Below are 17,065 nucleotides of genomic sequence, written 5' to 3'. Positions count from 1 at the left end.
TTCTTTCAATTCCAGGTGAAATAACAGGAATTCCAACTTTGTATTTGCAACAGCAAGGCTTTTAGTAAATACAGGTGATGACGAAATCCGATGAACACAGTATATAAAGAACGTAAAATAGTTTCGCGTCTATTAGCAGTCCTGCTTTCCGCATTGCTAACCGTACCCTTGCTCAGTAGCTGCGGAGGAGGTTCCAAAACTGCTACGCCACCACCAGTTGATGATACCGTTGTTGGTAGAACAGTGAGCGATCGCCAAACCGAAGCTAAGAAAGGATTGGGTACAGGGCAAAAAGTGGCAATTTTGGCAGGTGCTGCGGCACTTTATTATATGTACAACCAACATAAGAATGCTCCAAAAGAAGGAGCGCAAGGTAAGTACTATCTTTCTAAGAACGGGCGTGTATACTACCGCGATGCTGAAAATCGCGCTCACTGGGTAACTCCACCATCAGAAGGAATTCGAGTACCAGAATCTCAAGCACAACAATATCGGCAATTCCAAGGCTATAACGGCAATACTTCAGGTCGCGATCTAACTGGCCTAACTTCATCCGCAGCTCCAGCACTTTAGATAGCGAAGCGTGTGTAAATAAGAAAGCGGGTTTCCCGGAGAATAACGCCGATCGCGCACGTCGGAAACACTAATTTAAATCAGGAGACAGATTATGGTAGATGACTTTTTGCGAAAGGCGAAGGATCTCCTCTTAGGAGGGAACGGCGATCAATCCGAGGATGCTGAATACCGTGGTCGCAATGTCCGCCCAGCCAGCGAAGACCCCTACGGCGACCCCGCAGATATATCTTCCTACGGTGATGTACGTCCAGCCAGTGAAGACCCTTATGGCGACCCCGCAGATATATCTTCTTACGGTAACCTTATTCCAGCCAGCCAAGACCCCTATGGCGACCCCGGAGATATAGCGTCTTACGGTAACGTCCGTCCAGCCAGTGAAGACCCCTACGGCGACCCCGCAGACCAAGGGGAATTTGGTAACGTCCGTCCAGCCAGCGAAGATCCCTACGGCGATCCCGCAGATGACGATTACCGCCGTTAACGCGAAACCTAACCCCCTTAAAAAAGGGGTAACTGAGTCAAAGTCCCCCTTTTTTTAAGGGGGATTTAATTTATGGGGATCTACTCAGCCAAAATTTCTTGCGATCGCTCAATACTTTTTCGTACAGATTGGGCTGAAGTATGCAAACCCTCTCTTTCGCCATCGGTCAGATTTAATTCCAATACACTTTCAATTCCACCGCATCCCAACCGACAGGGAACACCAATCACAACATCTTCTAAACCGTATTCGCCTTGCAGATACGCCGCCACAGGCAACAACCGCGACTGATTTAGCAAAATTGATTCTACCATCACACTAGTAGCCGATGCCGGAGCAAAAAAAGCACCTCCTGTTTGCATCAATTCCACAATTTCTGCGCCACCGTTGCGGGTTCTTTCTACCAAGCGTTCAATTGTGGCTGCATCCAGCAATTCTGTGATGGGAATGCCGTTAACGGTAGCATAACGAGACAAGGGAACCATTAAATCGCCGTGGCTACCCAATACCATTGCTTTGACATCGGCGGGCAAAACGCCTAATTCTAGGGCAATGAAAGTTTCAAAGCGGGCGGAATCTAAAACCCCAGCCATACCCATAATGCGATCGCGTGGTAAACCAGTTGCTTGCCAAGCTAAATAAGTCATCACATCCAACGGATTGGTGACGACAATAAAAATAGCATTGGGAGAATGAGCGATCGCATTTTTTGCCGCTTCCACCACAATCTTGGCATTAGTTTTCAGCAAATCATCCCGACTCATCCCTGGTTTGCGGGGAAGTCCTGCCGTAATTACCACAATTTGAGAACCAGATGTATCAGCATAATTATTTGTGCCGATAATTTGGCGATTATGTATTTCAATTCCCCTAGCTTCCATCAAATCCAGCGCCAAACCTTGAGGCATTCCCGCAATAATATCTAGTAAAACTACATCAGCCAGGTTTTTCTCCGCAACGCGTTGGGCTAAAGTGCTGCCAACCCTACCCGCACCCACGATGGTGACACGAGGTAAACTACACACAATTGGGGAGTTAGGGGAAGAAGACATAATTATTAAAGTGCAATTTTTATCAACAAGAATTTAGGAGTTAGGAGTCAGAATTAATGCTTACTCCTAAATTAGACCTTTTTCATAAGCTCCTAACACCCCTCCCGAAGAGCGGGGAGGGGAGACAAAGCATAGCTTTGGCGGGGTGGGGTTCTTATTTTTAATTATTTAAACTCTTCAAGCTGATCCACACGCAACCAAACATTTGGCGTTGGCACTTTCCCGAACTTAACAAGGGCATAATCACCTTTGATATCTACAATTTCGCCCTTGCTGTCAAACAAATAGGGAGGAAAGCGAGTATCACTGGCTTTTGCTTCCAGACTGTTTTCCAGTTTCTCGCGGATAGCGCGAACCAAATCTCCTTTTTTGACTGCCATGAATTCCCCTCTCAAATTTCTAGATTAGACTTATCCGCATTTTAAAAGACTTCCGAGCTAAAAACTCCTAACTCTTGTACAGACGCAATTAATTACGTCTCTCTTGTACGCGATTAATCGCATCTCTCCAAACTCTCAACTCCCCGTAGCATTTGACACTGGGGGCAAAAGTGACTAGATCGCCCAGCTAACCTAATCCGCATAATTGGAGTGTCACAAACTCGACACGGTTCTCCAGCGCGGTTATAAACCCAGGCAACACCACCATAGTTGCCATTGACACCCTTAACACTTAAGAAATTACTAAAAGTTGTACCACCAGCCTCAATGCTGGTTTCTAACACTTGAATTATGGCTGTTCGCAAACGCTCAATTTGCTTTAGCTGCAAATCTATACACAAGGTTTCAGGTAAAATTCTACTCTGAAACAATGCTTCGTCGGCATAAATGTTACCTAATCCCGCCACCACCGATTGATCAAGTAGCGCAGTCTTAATCGGACGGCGGCGGTTTTGGAGTTTGCTTGCTAAATACTCAACAGTGAATTCCGGTGAAAATGGATCTGCTGCTAGTGTTGCCAAACCAGTCATAATACTTTCTACAGCAACACCAGGCGGAACCCACCACATTTTCCCGAAGGTACGCTGATCAACAAAGCGTAATTCCTGCTGTTCCCCAAAGAATAATCTAACCCGCGTGTGCTTATGTAATGGTTCATCTTGGTGCAGCCATAGTAGTTGACCGGTCATTCGCAGATGAACCCCTAGCCAACCTGCGGAAGAGAGTTCGGCGAGGAGATATTTACCGCGACGATGCCAAGTAGCGATGGCATTCTTTTTAATTCCATCAACAAACTCACCAACAGAAAACGGGTAGGCGATGGTGCGATCGAGCAACACATCTCCACCCGTAATTTCTTGGTTAAGGGTCAATTGATTTAGGCCCCTTCGGACTGTTTCAACTTCAGGCAGTTCAGGCATTCAAACTGATTAAGCAAGCAATTTTGATGTACTTGGGGGTTCAATAAAGAAGAGATAGAGTAGTAACTTACACAGCCTTAGATGGCTCATATTACTACCCTAGAGAAACCGTAAATACCCGCAGGGCAGCTTCTCATAGATTAGGGTAGGCTTGGGTGAAAGATGAATGAACTGAAATTTTCAGACTTCATACTTCAGACTTAAGACTACCCTTCATCATCGCATCAAACAAGCCCCTTGTAGCTTTGCTGCTATTTTTTAGGTGCTTTAGCCTTTGGTGCTTCAACCTCGACTAATTCATCCTGAGCATAGTTGTTGGTATTGATACCAGCGTAATTGACCTTTTCAAAGCGGACAATTACAGGGTATTTGATGCCGCTTTGGTCAATGGAAGCCACAGTTCCTATATCCTGAAACCAGTAGGATTCAGGGCGGAGAATACGTACTTTAGAACCACGTTGAACCATGATTATTTTCCCTTTTAGTTATCAATCGCCAATCTAGAGGGCTAATTGATTTCACTCTACAACCTGAAGGTCGCAGCAAGAGCCTTTGTTAAGTTATTTGTCTGAATTGGGTATGGGGCATGGGGCATGGGGATTAGTCAATAATCAATATTTCTTCTTCCCCTGCTTCCCCTGCTTCCCCTGCTTCCCCTGCTCCCTGCTCCCTGTCCTACTTGACAAGGTACACGTTATAGCGTACCTTCGTTCGCAACAGTAATTTTGCATAAACTCATGTTTTACTCAATACGAACACGCTCCCCTCGTTACCTCTGCCAATTCGCAGATCGTTATCTATATAGGTGATATCTAACCAGCCTTGCTGTCTATCACTCTTGATTGCAAAATCAATTCCCGGAAATTTTCTACCTGCTTCAATTTGTTGGATAAAAGTTACCGGAGAATTGTATTCTATTAAACGTTGTAAGCCGATAATAGACCGCTCAAATTTTACTTGGACACGCCGACCTGAAACTGGCTCAAATTTAGCAGCAACGCTGACTAATGCTTCCAAATAAGGTAAGCCATAAATCTCAGCTATGTTGTAAACACTGGCAGTATCTACCCGGATACATTGATAGATTTGACCTAATTTGCACAAAGGTAGACGATCTAAGTTTAAAAGAGCGTTGCTGGTGGTGTATAGTAATCGCCAATTGCCATCTAGCAAATTGTTCGCTTCTACCGGACGGGGTGTAGGATTAAAATCTTCTAAATTGGCGATCGCTGCTAAGATACCTTGTTTCTGCGCTTGGGTCGCCAGTAGACCGCGATTTGTACCAGCGATCGCATCTATAAGAGCCGCTTTTCCCATCATCGCCTGTCACCTCAAAAATCAGTCCTTTCCATCAGCATAAACAAGATATTCATGACCTATGTGTAGAGCTAGAAAAATTCCTAATAATTGCTTGACCTAAGCAATATGCCTATTAAATAAAAAATTTCTATCTGAATGCGGATTTATCAAATAAAGGGTTGAAAAGATAACTAAATAAATCCGTGCCAAGTGATAGACTCTAAATGTCAACTTACGTATACATTTTCTTGTCCTCCTCGATATGTTGAACTCTCCATTACGTGAAGAACCTCGTAATCAGCGAGCCGATGTCATCCCCCTAAAGCAAGAGTCTTCTTTGTTGGACTGGTTGCAAACCAACAGTAGGATCATCGCACGTGAGGTTCACGAACCGGATTTTCAAGATGACGAAGAAGAAATAGACTCTTTAATGGGTGTAGAAGATGGCATTGGCTACGACCTTGATGATGACGACGATATAGGAATCGCTGAGGATTAGCCTTTTCAGGCTAGGGACTTGGTAATATCCCTAGTTACTGTTATTTAATTTTATTAAGTGTGGAGTGAAGGGAAACTTTTGTGGACGCTAAATTATCTCCTGAGCAAGGTTTAAATATTTCTGGAATCGTTCTAGCCTCTTTATTAGCCGTAGGGCTAGGTACAACAGCATTTTTGTTGGATTCGATGGCCAATAGGCTACCGTGGCAACCTATGTCCTTAACCCTGCCACTAATTTTGTGTGCTATAGGTTCAGGTGCCGTGGGCTATTGGGTAATACCCCTACTTCAAGCACTCAAAACTGGGCAAATAATTCGCGAAGATGGCCCCCAAGCCCATCTAAAAAAGGCAGGCACGCCAACAATGGGTGGTATATTTTTTATACCTGTAGGTGTGATAATTGCTTGCATCTTGTCTAACTTTGCTACAGACGTGCTTGCAGTTTCGGCTTTGACAATCAGCTACGGATTGATTGGCTGGCTTGACGATTGGCAAATTCTCCGCCGTAAATCAAATAAAGGTATATCTCCCGCAACAAAGTTGGCTTTGCAGGTGGGTTTTGCGGCTGTGTTTTGTCTATGGCTGATGTTTAATCAACCTTCTAATATTACAAATATTGCTTTACCTTGGGTGAGCTTCACGCTACCGTTAGGATTTCTATTTTGGCCTTTAGCAGGTTTTGTGCTAGTTGCAGAAAGTAATGCAACTAATTTAACAGATGGTATCGATGGCTTGGCAGCAGGAACAGTAGCGATCGCCCTTTTAGCATTAGGTGCTTTAGTTGCACCAACAGCACCTGGATTGATGGTTTTCTGTGCGGCTTTAAGTGGTGGGTGCTTAGGTTTCTTAGCTCATAATCGTAACCCAGCCCGCGTTTTCATGGGAGATACCGGTTCTTTAGCACTGGGAGGAGCATTAGCTGCTGTAGCGCTATTGACAAACACCTTAGTCGCTCTATTCATTCTCAGTGGTATCTTCTTCGTAGAAACTCTTTCAGTGATGGCACAGGTAACTTATTACAAAGCCACTAAAGGCCCTGATGGCAAAGGCAAGCGCCTCTTCAAAATGGCACCCTTACACCATCATTTAGAACTCACTGGCTGGTCAGAATTGCAAGTGGTTGGAGTATTTTATGTCATCGCTGCTATATTGGCTACCATCTGCTTGGCGATCGCTCCATTCTGAATTGTTTGAAAAACTGCTCGAATATAAAATGACAACTCCTACATTTTCTGGGAGTTGTTTTTATTTTAGGTTTTAAATTTTGAATTTAAAAATTCAAATTTCAAAGCAAGCAAATTTATTGATTAATATAGGTATTTACATATTCCATAACCCGATTCTTTCCTGTTCGCTTTGCCTCAAGCATCGCTTGATTTGCCCGATTCAGAAAATCCTTAACTGTAATTCCTGGTTCTGATACAGCTATTCCAAAAGAAGCGGTGATTCTTTCGAGGATTTGATCGCCGTCTTTCAATTGCATTTGTTCAACATCTACCCTTAATTGTTCTACTCGCTTCCTGAGAACTTCCAGCGTCATATTAGGCATCACAATCACAAATTCTTCACCACCCCATCTGCAAGCAATGTCAAAAGAGCGAATAGATTTTAACAGCAACTTTGCTAATCCCTGAATAACAATGTTGGCAGTCAAATGCCCATAGCGCGAGTTGTAATGTTTAAAGTTATCGATATCTAGGAAAATAATACTAAGAGGTTGTCCCGATCGGTCAGCTTCAGCTAGTCTCTGTTCTGTTATAGTTTGCATATAGTTTTGATTGAATAGTTGGGTCATCCCATCCCGCAAGTTATCATAAGTTAGACGTTTTTTTATCAATAGATTATTCAGTGCAAAGCCTAAAGTTCTAGCAATAATCTCGGTAATTTGTTGATCTTCTGGACTGATTTCTTCATGGGCAGAGATGTGTAAAACTCCAACTAATTCGCCTTGTCCATACAATGGAACACACAAATGTGCGCCGCTAATAGGCTGGATTAAATGGCTGCACATCAGTCCTGTGTTACGAGGCGATAAAAGGTTGAATTTTCCTCTCCGCAATGCCCAACACTCAGATTGTGAAAATATTTCTTTACTGTTTCTTTCACCTCCCCAAAAACTATTCATCTGAACATAATTTTTGGAATTAGCAATTATATTGATACAACCACTCATATTAGGAAAAAGCTTGGAACAGGTTAAAGCAACCACTTGATACATCTCACCTTCAGACTCGCAGCAATAAAGCATATCCGCCATATCTGAGAGATATATAAGTTCCTGTTTTTTTGCCTCTAATTTAAGTGTTTTTTCTTCTAACAGCCGATTTAGATCAGTGAACGATCGCTGTGCTTCTATAGATTCTGTAATATCGATACTGATCCCACCGATACGGCAAGCACCCGTTGCGTAATCGGTAAACGGAAACTTAAATGATAGCCAGTAGCACGGCTGATCGTTATCAGATATCTTTACCTCTTCAATCAGCTTTAAGGGACGTAAAGTCTTCAAAACGACTTGATCGTTTTCCATTACCCTCCGCCCTTCTTCTGGATCTGGCAAAAATTCAGCATCCGTTTTTCCCAACCATTCTTGTGAATCTACCAAAAATCTAGATTGTAACTCCTGGTTGTAGTAGAGTATTCTGGATTGCTCATCTTTGATATAAGCTCCAAACGGGCCTTGATCTAGGAATAACCGTTGCATCTGCTGGGTACGTTGAAGTTCGCGGGCATCTTCTTGAGATTTAGCGATCGCCTTTACAATTTGATAAGCGGTTGGCATCAGGTAGATTAAAGCAGACAACGAAACAAACGCCATTACATCAAGTACGCCTAAGTGTAACAGCGACACTGCCGAATGTGGCTCAAAGGCCGCCAAAAGGTGATGAAATCCGCAAGATAGTACGAATCCACCTGATAAGAAAAAGGCTAGCCAAAACTTAGAAGGGATAGTTGCCTTAGTTTTAGCAAAGAAAACCCCTATTACTGTAGGGATACCAAAGTATGAAAATGCAGTAATGCCATGAGCAATTATGTAATTCCAGTAAATAGGCTCCATTGTTGACCTGATATTAACATTACATCCGATTCACTATAATTCTGGATAGGCTCAAGATGTAAGAATAAAAGGGATGATTTTAATGTTTCATACCTTAGTTTTACAAAAGTTTTTATAATAACTTTCTGAAAGGCTGCTTATTTTACTTCCTTACAAACCTGACTTACCAAGTGAGTGAGTTCGGGCAAAATCAATTTTTCCATTGCCAGTTGCACAGCATTACTCGAACCAGGAAGTGAGAAAATTAATTTATCTTGATAAACACCAGCAACAGCGCGAGAAGCGATCGCCCGCGAACCAATTTCTTGATAACTTAAAAAACGAAATAACTCACCAAATCCTGGTAAAGTTTTCTCTAGTAACTTCTCAATAGCATCGTAGGTAGTATCTCTTGGTGCAATACCTGTACCACCATTGAAAATTACAGCATCCAAATTTGAGCTTTTACCTAGATTTTCTATCTGCCCTTGAATTTGTGTTGGTTCATCTTTGATAATCGTGTACGCTCCTACAGCATGGTTAGCACTAAGGAGTAACTGCTGAATTAGCTGACCACTTTTGTCTGTTTCCAAAGTGCGCGTATCGCTGACAGTAACCACAGCACAAATTACCGTAATCCCAGGCGAATCTGGATGGGGTTGTAGCGTCATGGTTATAGCCCTCAAATTTTGATCATAGATAATTAGGCATGGGGAATGGCGCATTGGGCATGACAATAATTACCGATGCCCGATGCCCGATGCTCTATGCTTTATGCCTCATTCTTGCTCAGTCCCAGATCGTTTTCTTCAGCATACCGCTCCATGAAGCGCATAAAGCGCTCCCATTCTTGGGCAGATTTCATTACGTAAAGTGCTTCTAATGCTTCCGGTTTCCCGTTGATAAATTTAGCTTTAACTTCACGGGTAATTATCTCTCCTTCTTGGTCAATCAGGTACATTCCGGTAATATCTTCGGTGCTACCTTGATCTAAAATTTTAGGATTGGTAAAAATAAATGTCGCTGTGCCACTGTCACCAGTGCGCGATCGCGTCAAGCGCACCTCTGGAGTTACTTCTTCGTCAAGACCTCTAGAAAACTGGATTTTCGCCATGATGAATTGAATTTAAACTTTTGTGATGGTTAATTTAATATTCTCTCATCAATTAGAACACCACGGTCTAGAGGCTACTGTTATTCATTTTTATAGTGTATATACTTAAATCGCTTCTTTTTCAAGTAACAAAGTTACGGGGCCATCGTTTTCAATTGTTACTTGCATCGTTGCACCAAATTGACCTGTTTCCACCTGCAAACCGCTAGCTTTTAACTTGATAACAAAACGATTATACAAATCTTCTGCTGATTGGGGAGCGGCTGAACGGTCAAAAGAAGGACGGCGACCTTTGCGACAGTCACCGTAAAGGGTAAACTGACTGACTACTAACAAATCACCGCCAATTTCTTGTACAGATTTTTGCCAGCGATCGTCTCCTTCCTCGTCAGGAAACAGTCGTAATTCCAAGCACTTACGCACCATCCAGTCGATTTCAGCATCAGTATCAGTATTAGCTATACCTACGAGTAAATTTAGCCCCCGCCCGATTTTGCCGACAATTTCACCATTAACTGTAACTTGAGATGATTTGACTCGCTGGATAACAACGCGCATTTTAATCTAAAGGTTCATCAACGTTTCAATTTTAGAGCGATTGCATTCTTAAACCGCAAACTCAATATAGAAACAATCAGCGCTTACCACCTGATAAAATCTCTTAATGTTCGATAACGTTTGTAAGTTCCTTGCTGAAATCTTTCTCCAGTGATTTTGCCACTTGGCTGCTAGGAGAATCTATCACCCTGACTCAATTAAGCCCTTCTGAACTTTCTCTTGAACCAATCCGTGCCGATGCGCTGATATTGCTCCAATCTGATGAATTTGTGCTGCATTTGGAATTCCAAACCCAACCGAAAGCTGATATTCCCTTTCGGATGGTTGATTATCGGTTGCGAGTGTATCGCCGCTTCAAGAATAAGCGAATGCGTCAGGTAGTGATTTATCTGCAACAAACAAATTCAGAATTTGTGCAGCAAACCACATTCATCTTGGAAGAAACCTTTCATAGGTTCGAGGTAATTCGCCTTTGGGAGCAACCAACAAGTGTATTTTTGGAGCATCCAGGATTATTACCATTTGCGGTGTTAAGTCAAACAAATAACCGCACTGCTACGTTACAGCAAGTTGCTCAGGAAATTTCAGAAATTACCGATCAACGTATCCAGAATAATATTGCAGCCTCAGCGTTCATTCTGGCTGGACTAGTATTAGAGAAAGAGATCATTTAACAATTGCTGCGGAGGGAACTTATGCAGGAATCGGTAACCTATCAAGCTATCCTTGCTGAAGGTTTAGCTGAAGGTCGTGCTGAAGAGGTGCGGCGTGTAGCGATGAATCTGCTCAAAGAGGGAATTTTGGTGGAAATAGTGGCAAGGGTGACAGGGTTATCTCTGGAACAGATACAGCAGTTGGCAAGTGAAGAAACTGGTAATGCAGGGAAGTGAGGAAGCGATGTCTACAACGGGCTATGCCTACGCTATTCTCTCATTTTCATTGCTCAAAATCGATGGCGGAGCCATTAAAAATGCATTCCCAGGTTGCACCTGGGAACGAGTACGAATATTAAACTCTTAACTTTTGTACAGACGCGATTAATCGCGTCTCTAATTATTTGCCAAAGCCTTTACCGCGAGAGGTTGAAGGTAGACAAATGCAGTTTTCAAGTTGACTAATTAAAGCCTCACGATCCAAATTTTGACCAATCAGCACTAGCTGGTTTTTCAATTGACCTTTCCATTCATCATCATCCAAAGTAAACCGTTTACCGCAAAGGTGGAAAATATGACGCTTCGGACTTTCGTCAAACCACATAATTCCCTTCGCTCGGAAGATATTTGAGGGTAGCTGGTTATCTAAGAAATACTGAAACTTCCTAATAGAAAAAGGCTTGTCGCTTTGGAAAGAGATGGAAGTAAAACCATCATTTTCTAAATGGTCAGAATGGTGGTGATGATCGTGGTGATCGTGGTCATGGTCGTGATGATCGTGACCGCATATTGAGTGGTCATGATCATCGTGAGCGTGATGATCATGATCGTGATGGTCGTGTTTATCCACCACTGTGTCAAAATATTTATCAGACTCAAACAGACCAACACTAAGAATTAAAGGAAGCGGCACTTGCGATCGCGTGGTGCGGAGAATTCTTGCTCCTTCCTTAACTTCGTTAATTTTTGTTTCTAACTCATTCAATGTGGCTTCATCAACCAAATCAGTCTTGTTCAGTACAATTACATCACCATAGGCAATCTGGCTGTATGCTGCTTGAGAGTTAAATAAATCTAGACTGTAATTCGCCGCGTCTACCACGGTAATAATCGAATCCAAGCGAGTTAAATCTCGCAATTCTGTGCCCAGAAATGTTAAAGCTACTGGTAGCGGGTCTGCCAATCCAGTTGTTTCCACTACTAGATAATCTAGATTTTCTTGGCGTTCTAAAACTTTGTAAACTGCATCTACCAAATCATTATTAATAGTGCAGCAAATACAACCATTATTTAGCTCGACCATGTTCTCACCAGTGGAAACAATTAGCTCGTTGTCGATGCCAATTTCGCCAAATTCATTTACGAGAACGGCGGTTTTCAAACCCTGTTGGTTGTTGAGGATATGATTGAGTAAAGTCGTCTTGCCACTACCGAGAAAACCCGTAATAATTGTTACTGGCATTCCTTGTTTGGGCGTATCCATTGCCGAAGATTCGGGTGTAACTGCTGATTGCATAGCGCTGTTATCAAATAGTCAAAAAATAGTAATGTAGCGCAGATAGTCCAGAAAACACTAGCGCCGCAAGGCGGAAGTCAAAAATCAAAAGGAGCCAGTGCGTTGCGCGGGTTCCCCGCGTTGTACCCCTTCGGGGAAGCAAGCTACGCGCAGCGTCTCCCCTAGGGAGAAGCAACTGGCGTTCAAAAGTCAAAACCCTTGATTTCTGGGCTTTCGAGATTTTGTCCAATAGTATGTTGATTTCCGCCATGACGTACTAGCATAGGGATGCTGGACTGTCATCCCAGCTGCTTTACCCTATTATTACGTATCTCCTTATTTCAGCATTACTCTGTTATGACCCTAACCCTTTACAATACCCTCACTCGTCGTCAAGAACCGTTTGAAACAGTCGAATCAGGCAAGGTTAAGATGTATTACTGCGGCGTGACGGTGTACGACTACTGCCATTTGGGTCATGCCAGAGCTTGCATCGTTTGGGACGTTGTGCGCCGATACCTCCAGTTTATCGGCTATGAAGTCCGATATATCCAAAATTTTACCGATATTGATGACAAGATTCTCAATCGAGCCTGTGTTGAACATTCATCGATGGAAGCTGTAGCCGATCGCTTTATCAAAGCATATTTTGAGGATATGGCGCGGTTGGGAATCAAAGAAGCTGATGAATATCCCCGTGCTACCCATACGATGAATGGCATTCAACGGTTAATTCATGAGTTGGAAAATAAGGGTTTTGCTTACCCTGCTGATGGTGATGTGTATTATGCAGTCCGGCAATTTGCTGAGTATGGCAAGCTTTCTGGACGCAAGTTAGAAGATATGCAAGCCGGGAAAAGCGATCGCGTAAACGTAGAAGATCCAGAGTACCAGAAAAAGAAAGACCCCTTCGATTTTGCTTTATGGAAGGCAGCAAAACCAGGAGAACCTGCTTGGGAATCCCCTTGGGGCGTAGGTCGTCCGGGATGGCACATTGAATGCTCGGCAATGGTGCGCGATCGCTTGGGTGATACCATAGATATTCATGCTGGTGGTGCTGACTTAATTTTTCCCCACCATGAAAACGAAATTGCCCAATCTGAGGCTGTTACCGGAAAACCCCTAGCACGTTACTGGTTACATAACGGCATGGTGAAGGTAGATGGTGAAAAAATGTCCAAATCTTTGGGCAATTTCACCACTATTCGAGACTTACTCGATCGAGGAGTTGACCCGATGGCAGTGCGGTTATTCGTACTGACTGCTCAATACCGTACACCCATAGATTTTACCGACGAAGCGATCGCCGCAGCAACCAACGGTTGGCACACCATTAGAGAAGGGTTACTCTTCGGCTACCAATACGGCAAAAAACTAGGATGGGGAATGGAAACTGCTTCACTACTCCCTGAAACTGTTGAACGTTTCCAAGAAACTGTGAATAACGACTTTAATTTTCCTGGTGGGTTAACAGTGCTGTTTGAATTAGCCAAAGAACTGCGCCGTGAAGGAAATATTATTGTGCATCAAGGGAAAACCGAAACATCATCAGATGAGTTAAAACATCAATGGCAAACTCTTGTCACATTGGCTGGAGTTTTGGGTTTAGAAGCCAAGCCGGGGGTAGAAACTTCTACAACAGAAGCTTTAAGCGATGCGGAAATTGAAGCGAAAATTCAGCAAAGGCAAGAAGCACGTAAAGGCAAGAATTTTGCCGAAAGCGATCGCATTCGTGACGAACTCCAAGCAGAAGGTATTACGCTAATTGATAGCCGTGATGGTACACGCTGGCACCGGAATTAAATTTTAAATTATTATGTTGATTACTCTAAAAAAAGCGATCGCTGATTTCGACATTCCCGCTGATTGGATCGGTATTAGAGCCGTAAAGGAGACTTCTACTACCCGTTCAGTCCGTGACGGCTTACCTCAGTTCAATGGCAAATACTTCACTGTAGGAGCCATGCTAGAAGTTTTAGTAAATGGCTGTCTGGGTTATGCAGCAACTAACTCCCTAGAACTGCCTTCCCTACAAGCTGCTGCCCAAACAGCCTATAAACAAGCACTAGCAGCCAGTGAATGGTGGATACATCCCTTCCATGAAAGTGAGCGCCCTAAAGTCGTTGGTGAATATAAGTCTCCATTTCTTGAGCCATTAGATGCTTTGAGTCCGGGAGAAATCAACGATTTACTGGTTCGGATTTGCCAAACACTGAAAGTCAACGACAAGATTGTACAAACCATAGCCAGTGCTACCACCATTGAGAGAGAGTCTTGGTTTGTTAGCAGCAACGGCTCAGAAGTTTATCAAAAAACTCTATCTATAGGCACTCATTACGGAGTTACCGCCCAAGATGGGGTGGTTGTACAGCAGCGCAGCAACAACGGCTCTCAGGCAAACTGTTACCAAGGTGGACTAGAACTTTTAAAACAAGAAAACTTATGGCATCGAGTGCGGCAAATTGGCGAACAAGCAGTAGAACTCTTGACAGCAGAGGAATGCCCGACCACCCGCACCAACTTAGTTTTAGCCCCAGACCAAATGATGCTGCAAATCCATGAAAGTGTCGGGCATCCCTTAGAAATTGACCGAATTTTGGGAGATGAGCGTAACTATGCTGGGGGCAGCTTCGTTAATAAAAGTGATTTTGGTAACCTAGTATATGGTTCGCCACTGATGAACATTACCTTTGATCCTACCGTGCCTGGTGAATTTGCCAGCTATGGCTTTGATGATACGGGTGCTGTAGCAACGCGGGAGTATTTAGTAAAAGAAGGTGTACTCCAACGAGGTATAGGCAGTTTAGAGAGTCAAGCAAGAGCAGGTGTAGCAGGAGTTGCCTGTGCCCGTGCTTCCTCATGGAATCGACCAGCGATCGATCGCATGGGTAACTTAAATTTAGAACCTCTAAATGCAACCTTTGAAGACATTATTGCTGGGATAGAACACGGCGTTTACATGGAATCTAACCGATCTTGGTCAATTGACGATCGCCGCTACAAATTCCAATTTGGTTGCGAGTACGCTAAATTAATTGAAAATGGTAAACTCACCAAAACCCTCCGTAATCCCAATTATCGGGCAACAACACCAGAATTTTGGCATAGCTTAATCCAAGTAGGAGGTACTGACAACTGGCAAATGTATGGTACTCCTTATTGTGGCAAAGGTGAACCAAATCAAGCTATTTGGGTAGGACACGGTTCACCTGTTTGTGTATTTGCTAATGTAGAAGTTTTTGGTGGAGGAAGTTGACAAAGTTAGGAGTTTTAAATTAAAAAACCTTCAACATATAACTCTAGAACTTACCCATTGACAAAAACACAAAATATGGTTCAAGGTTAAAAACCATATCTTTTGTAAGGGCACAGCAATGCTGTGCCCCTACAGCATCGCATCGTCTATTTACGTAGTTTACCGCCGTAGGCATCGCAGGATAATTAAGAAAAGCCTGAAAACTTCCTCAAGCTCGTTAATTCACATCACAATGCATTTGTACAGTGCGTAAGTCCTAAACCCCTAACTTTTAACTCCTAACTCCCTTCTTTCACCCTCCTTATTCTTTATTAATATTTAATATCTATGAAAATTGAAGAATTATCTGCATTAGAAGTCAGCTTTAATCAACTAATTGAAACTCTACTAATTAAAAAAGCCGAAAGTGAACAATTCACTGTGAAACTCAGCAGTGAAAGAAGTCAATTTACTCGTTTCAATCATGCCAAGGTGCGGCAAACGGGTTGTGTTGCTGATGGTTGGATCGAACTTACTTTGATGGCAGATCAGCGCAGCAGTGTTCGGCAGTTTCCCTTTACTGGAAATTGGGATGTAGATTGGCAGTTAGCATATACTGCTTTGCAAGAACTACGTGACGAACTTATTTTACTACCCATAGATCCGTATCTAGTTTTACCATCAGGCAATAATAGCAGTCGAGAAATACATTTCGGAAATTTATTGGCGGCGGAAGCAGTAGTACCAACTGTGCTAGAACTAGTTGCTGAATTGGATTTTACAGGAATATATGCAGGAGGACTGGTAGTTAAAGCTTACGGTGATTCCAACGGTCAAAAACACTGGTTTGCTACTGATTCTTTTACCTTAGATTATTCTCTGTTTTCCACCTCTGGACAAGCAGTTAAAGGTACATTTGCAGGGAGTGATTGGGATGAATCTGCTTATATAGGCAAAATCAGCGAAGGCAAAAAGCAACTAGAATTGCTTGCTCGCCCAGCTAAAGAATTGTCACGGGGACAATATAAAACATATTTTGCACCTGCTGCTGTTGCAGATTTATTACTGATGCTTTCTTGGGGAGCAATAGGCGAAGCTGATATCCAACAAGGAAATAGTGCTTTGGCTGCTTTATCGCGTCAAGAAAAACAACTTTCCCCAAGATTTAGTTTGAAAGAAAACTTTCAACAAGGCTTAGTGCCACGATTTAATGAATTAGGAGAAATAGCAGCACCGGAGTTATTTGTAATAGAAAAAGGACGTTTGGTAAATACTTTGGTGAATTCTCGGACTGCTAAAGAATATCAAAAAATTGCCAATGGTGCTAATGGTTCAGAGACTCTACGTGCGCCAGAAGTGAGTCCAGGAAATTTACTATTTGAGCAGATTCTTCCGAGATTGGATACAGGATTGTATCTATCAAATTTGCATTACTTAAATTGGAGCGATCGCCAAACTGGTAGAATCACAGGTATGACCCGTTATGCTTGTTTTTGGGTAGAAAACGGAGAAATCATTGCCCCCATTGAAAATTTACGTTTTGATGAAAGTCTCTATCGCTTCTGGGGAAACAACTTAGTAGATTTGACCGATTTTCAAGAATTCATTCCCGAAGTAGGTACTTATGAAAGTCGCCAACTTGGAGGTAGTTTAGTTCCCGGTATGCTAGTGAATGATTTCACGTATACCTTATAGTGATATCTTGCA

17 protein-coding genes and 1 pseudogene are annotated in these 17,065 nt (G+C 42.8%); 8 read left to right on the top strand and 10 right to left on the bottom strand.

Going from position 1 to position 17,065, the window contains the following annotated elements:
- Window positions 1–90: 90 nt before the first annotated feature.
- On the top strand, window positions 91–573 hold the full coding sequence (locus H6G26_RS05305; protein ID WP_190728257.1) for a hypothetical protein: 483 nt from the start codon (window positions 91–93) through the stop codon (window positions 571–573).
- Between the two features lie 94 nt (window positions 574–667).
- Window positions 668–1,057, top strand: coding sequence for a translation initiation factor (locus tag H6G26_RS05300; protein ID WP_190728256.1), 390 nt, complete (start codon window positions 668–670; stop codon window positions 1,055–1,057).
- Between the two features lie 80 nt (window positions 1,058–1,137).
- On the opposite strand, the gene mdh is transcribed toward H6G26_RS05300, so the two are convergent.
- From mdh to H6G26_RS05275, 5 genes are all read right to left on the bottom strand, one after another.
- The gene (gene mdh, locus H6G26_RS05295; protein WP_190728255.1) at window positions 1,138–2,109 is read right to left on the bottom strand and encodes a malate dehydrogenase; all 972 of its coding nucleotides are present in this window, start codon (window positions 2,107–2,109) and stop codon (window positions 1,138–1,140) included.
- 164 nt (window positions 2,110–2,273) lie between these two features.
- Window positions 2,274–2,489 (bottom strand): NAD(P)H-quinone oxidoreductase subunit O, encoded by a 216-nt coding sequence (locus H6G26_RS05290; RefSeq protein WP_190728254.1) that lies wholly within the window; start codon window positions 2,487–2,489, stop codon window positions 2,274–2,276.
- A gap of 113 nt (window positions 2,490–2,602) precedes the next feature.
- Window positions 2,603–3,469, bottom strand: a complete 867-nt coding sequence (locus H6G26_RS05285) for a DNA-formamidopyrimidine glycosylase (protein ID WP_190728253.1) — start codon at window positions 3,467–3,469, stop codon at window positions 2,603–2,605.
- A gap of 251 nt (window positions 3,470–3,720) precedes the next feature.
- Entirely contained in the window at window positions 3,721–3,936 is a 216-nt protein-coding gene (locus H6G26_RS05280) for a photosystem I reaction center subunit IV (RefSeq protein WP_190728252.1), read from the bottom strand.
- A gap of 268 nt (window positions 3,937–4,204) precedes the next feature.
- The gene (locus H6G26_RS05275) at window positions 4,205–4,789 is read right to left on the bottom strand and encodes a PAP/fibrillin family protein (RefSeq protein ID WP_190728251.1); all 585 of its coding nucleotides are present in this window, start codon (window positions 4,787–4,789) and stop codon (window positions 4,205–4,207) included.
- 241 nt (window positions 4,790–5,030) lie between these two features.
- Between H6G26_RS05275 and H6G26_RS05270 the strand changes: the two genes are divergently transcribed.
- Together H6G26_RS05270 and mraY are read left to right on the top strand one after the other, a co-directional pair.
- Window positions 5,031–5,267 carry a DUF3134 domain-containing protein gene (locus H6G26_RS05270; protein ID WP_190728250.1) on the top strand — a complete coding sequence of 79 codons (237 nt, stop codon included), beginning with the start codon at window positions 5,031–5,033 and terminating at the stop codon, window positions 5,265–5,267.
- Window positions 5,268–5,347: 80 nt separating this feature from the next.
- Window positions 5,348–6,451 carry a phospho-N-acetylmuramoyl-pentapeptide-transferase gene (gene mraY / locus H6G26_RS05265; RefSeq protein ID WP_190728249.1) on the top strand — a complete coding sequence of 368 codons (1,104 nt, stop codon included), beginning with the start codon at window positions 5,348–5,350 and terminating at the stop codon, window positions 6,449–6,451.
- Window positions 6,452–6,566: 115 nt separating this feature from the next.
- On the opposite strand, the gene H6G26_RS05260 is transcribed toward mraY, so the two are convergent.
- The 4 genes from H6G26_RS05260 to dtd all read right to left on the bottom strand — a co-directional run bounded on the left by H6G26_RS05260 (window position 6,567) and on the right by dtd (window position 9,975).
- Window positions 6,567–8,324: a diguanylate cyclase gene (locus tag H6G26_RS05260; RefSeq protein WP_190728248.1), complete on the bottom strand. Its 1,758-nt coding sequence runs from the start codon at window positions 8,322–8,324 to the stop codon at window positions 6,567–6,569.
- Window positions 8,325–8,461: 137 nt separating this feature from the next.
- Window positions 8,462–8,974 (bottom strand): molybdenum cofactor biosynthesis protein B, encoded by a 513-nt coding sequence (locus H6G26_RS05255; protein WP_190728247.1) that lies wholly within the window; start codon window positions 8,972–8,974, stop codon window positions 8,462–8,464.
- A gap of 101 nt (window positions 8,975–9,075) precedes the next feature.
- The gene (gene psb28, locus H6G26_RS05250; RefSeq protein ID WP_190728246.1) at window positions 9,076–9,417 is read right to left on the bottom strand and encodes a photosystem II reaction center protein Psb28; all 342 of its coding nucleotides are present in this window, start codon (window positions 9,415–9,417) and stop codon (window positions 9,076–9,078) included.
- Between the two features lie 105 nt (window positions 9,418–9,522).
- Window positions 9,523–9,975, bottom strand: coding sequence for a D-aminoacyl-tRNA deacylase (dtd, locus tag H6G26_RS05245; protein WP_190728245.1), 453 nt, complete (start codon window positions 9,973–9,975; stop codon window positions 9,523–9,525).
- 106 nt (window positions 9,976–10,081) lie between these two features.
- Here dtd and H6G26_RS05240 point away from each other — a divergent pair.
- Window positions 10,082–10,865, top strand: a pseudogene (locus H6G26_RS05240) (Rpn family recombination-promoting nuclease/putative transposase).
- A 163-nt stretch (window positions 10,866–11,028) separates the two neighbouring features.
- On the opposite strand, the gene H6G26_RS05230 reads toward H6G26_RS05240, so the two are convergent.
- Complete coding sequence (locus H6G26_RS05230) at window positions 11,029–12,144, bottom strand: GTP-binding protein (RefSeq protein WP_190728244.1); 1,116 nt, start codon at window positions 12,142–12,144, stop codon at window positions 11,029–11,031.
- A 336-nt stretch (window positions 12,145–12,480) separates the two neighbouring features.
- Between H6G26_RS05230 and cysS the strand changes: the two genes are divergently transcribed.
- The 3 genes from cysS to H6G26_RS05215 all read left to right on the top strand — a co-directional run bounded on the left by cysS (window position 12,481) and on the right by H6G26_RS05215 (window position 17,053).
- Entirely contained in the window at window positions 12,481–13,926 is a 1,446-nt protein-coding gene (gene cysS, locus H6G26_RS05225) for a cysteine--tRNA ligase (protein WP_190728243.1), read from the top strand.
- A gap of 13 nt (window positions 13,927–13,939) precedes the next feature.
- Window positions 13,940–15,379, top strand: a complete 1,440-nt coding sequence (locus tag H6G26_RS05220; RefSeq protein ID WP_190728242.1) for a TldD/PmbA family protein — start codon at window positions 13,940–13,942, stop codon at window positions 15,377–15,379.
- A 327-nt stretch (window positions 15,380–15,706) separates the two neighbouring features.
- Window positions 15,707–17,053, top strand: a complete 1,347-nt coding sequence (locus H6G26_RS05215; RefSeq protein ID WP_190728241.1) for a TldD/PmbA family protein — start codon at window positions 15,707–15,709, stop codon at window positions 17,051–17,053.
- Window positions 17,054–17,065: the final 12 nt, after the last annotated feature.

This window comes from Nostoc sp. FACHB-888 (genome assembly GCF_014696655.1).
Taxonomy (GTDB): domain Bacteria; phylum Cyanobacteriota; class Cyanobacteriia; order Cyanobacteriales; family Nostocaceae; genus Nostoc.
The sequence above is the reverse complement of the archived record's forward strand: the minus strand, read 5'-3'. Positions and strand labels throughout refer to the sequence as shown.

Coding starts and splice junctions, on each gene's coding strand:
- H6G26_RS05305 (WP_190728257.1), top strand. CDS start 91: ATGAACACAGTATATAAAGAACGTAAAATAGTTTCGCGTCTATTAGCA.
- H6G26_RS05300 (WP_190728256.1), top strand. CDS start 668: ATGGTAGATGACTTTTTGCGAAAGGCGAAGGATCTCCTCTTAGGAGGG.
- mdh (WP_190728255.1), bottom strand. CDS start 2,109: ATGTCTTCTTCCCCTAACTCCCCAATTGTGTGTAGTTTACCTCGTGTC.
- H6G26_RS05290 (WP_190728254.1), bottom strand. CDS start 2,489: ATGGCAGTCAAAAAAGGAGATTTGGTTCGCGCTATCCGCGAGAAACTG.
- H6G26_RS05285 (WP_190728253.1), bottom strand. CDS start 3,469: ATGCCTGAACTGCCTGAAGTTGAAACAGTCCGAAGGGGCCTAAATCAA.
- H6G26_RS05280 (WP_190728252.1), bottom strand. CDS start 3,936: ATGGTTCAACGTGGTTCTAAAGTACGTATTCTCCGCCCTGAATCCTAC.
- H6G26_RS05275 (WP_190728251.1), bottom strand. CDS start 4,789: ATGATGGGAAAAGCGGCTCTTATAGATGCGATCGCTGGTACAAATCGC.
- H6G26_RS05270 (WP_190728250.1), top strand. CDS start 5,031: ATGTTGAACTCTCCATTACGTGAAGAACCTCGTAATCAGCGAGCCGAT.
- H6G26_RS05260 (WP_190728248.1), bottom strand. CDS start 8,324: ATGGAGCCTATTTACTGGAATTACATAATTGCTCATGGCATTACTGCA.
- H6G26_RS05255 (WP_190728247.1), bottom strand. CDS start 8,974: ATGACGCTACAACCCCATCCAGATTCGCCTGGGATTACGGTAATTTGT.
- psb28 (WP_190728246.1), bottom strand. CDS start 9,417: ATGGCGAAAATCCAGTTTTCTAGAGGTCTTGACGAAGAAGTAACTCCA.
- dtd (WP_190728245.1), bottom strand. CDS start 9,975: ATGCGCGTTGTTATCCAGCGAGTCAAATCATCTCAAGTTACAGTTAAT.
- H6G26_RS05230 (WP_190728244.1), bottom strand. CDS start 12,144: ATGCAATCAGCAGTTACACCCGAATCTTCGGCAATGGATACGCCCAAA.
- cysS (WP_190728243.1), top strand. CDS start 12,481: ATGACCCTAACCCTTTACAATACCCTCACTCGTCGTCAAGAACCGTTT.
- H6G26_RS05220 (WP_190728242.1), top strand. CDS start 13,940: ATGTTGATTACTCTAAAAAAAGCGATCGCTGATTTCGACATTCCCGCT.
- H6G26_RS05215 (WP_190728241.1), top strand. CDS start 15,707: ATGAAAATTGAAGAATTATCTGCATTAGAAGTCAGCTTTAATCAACTA.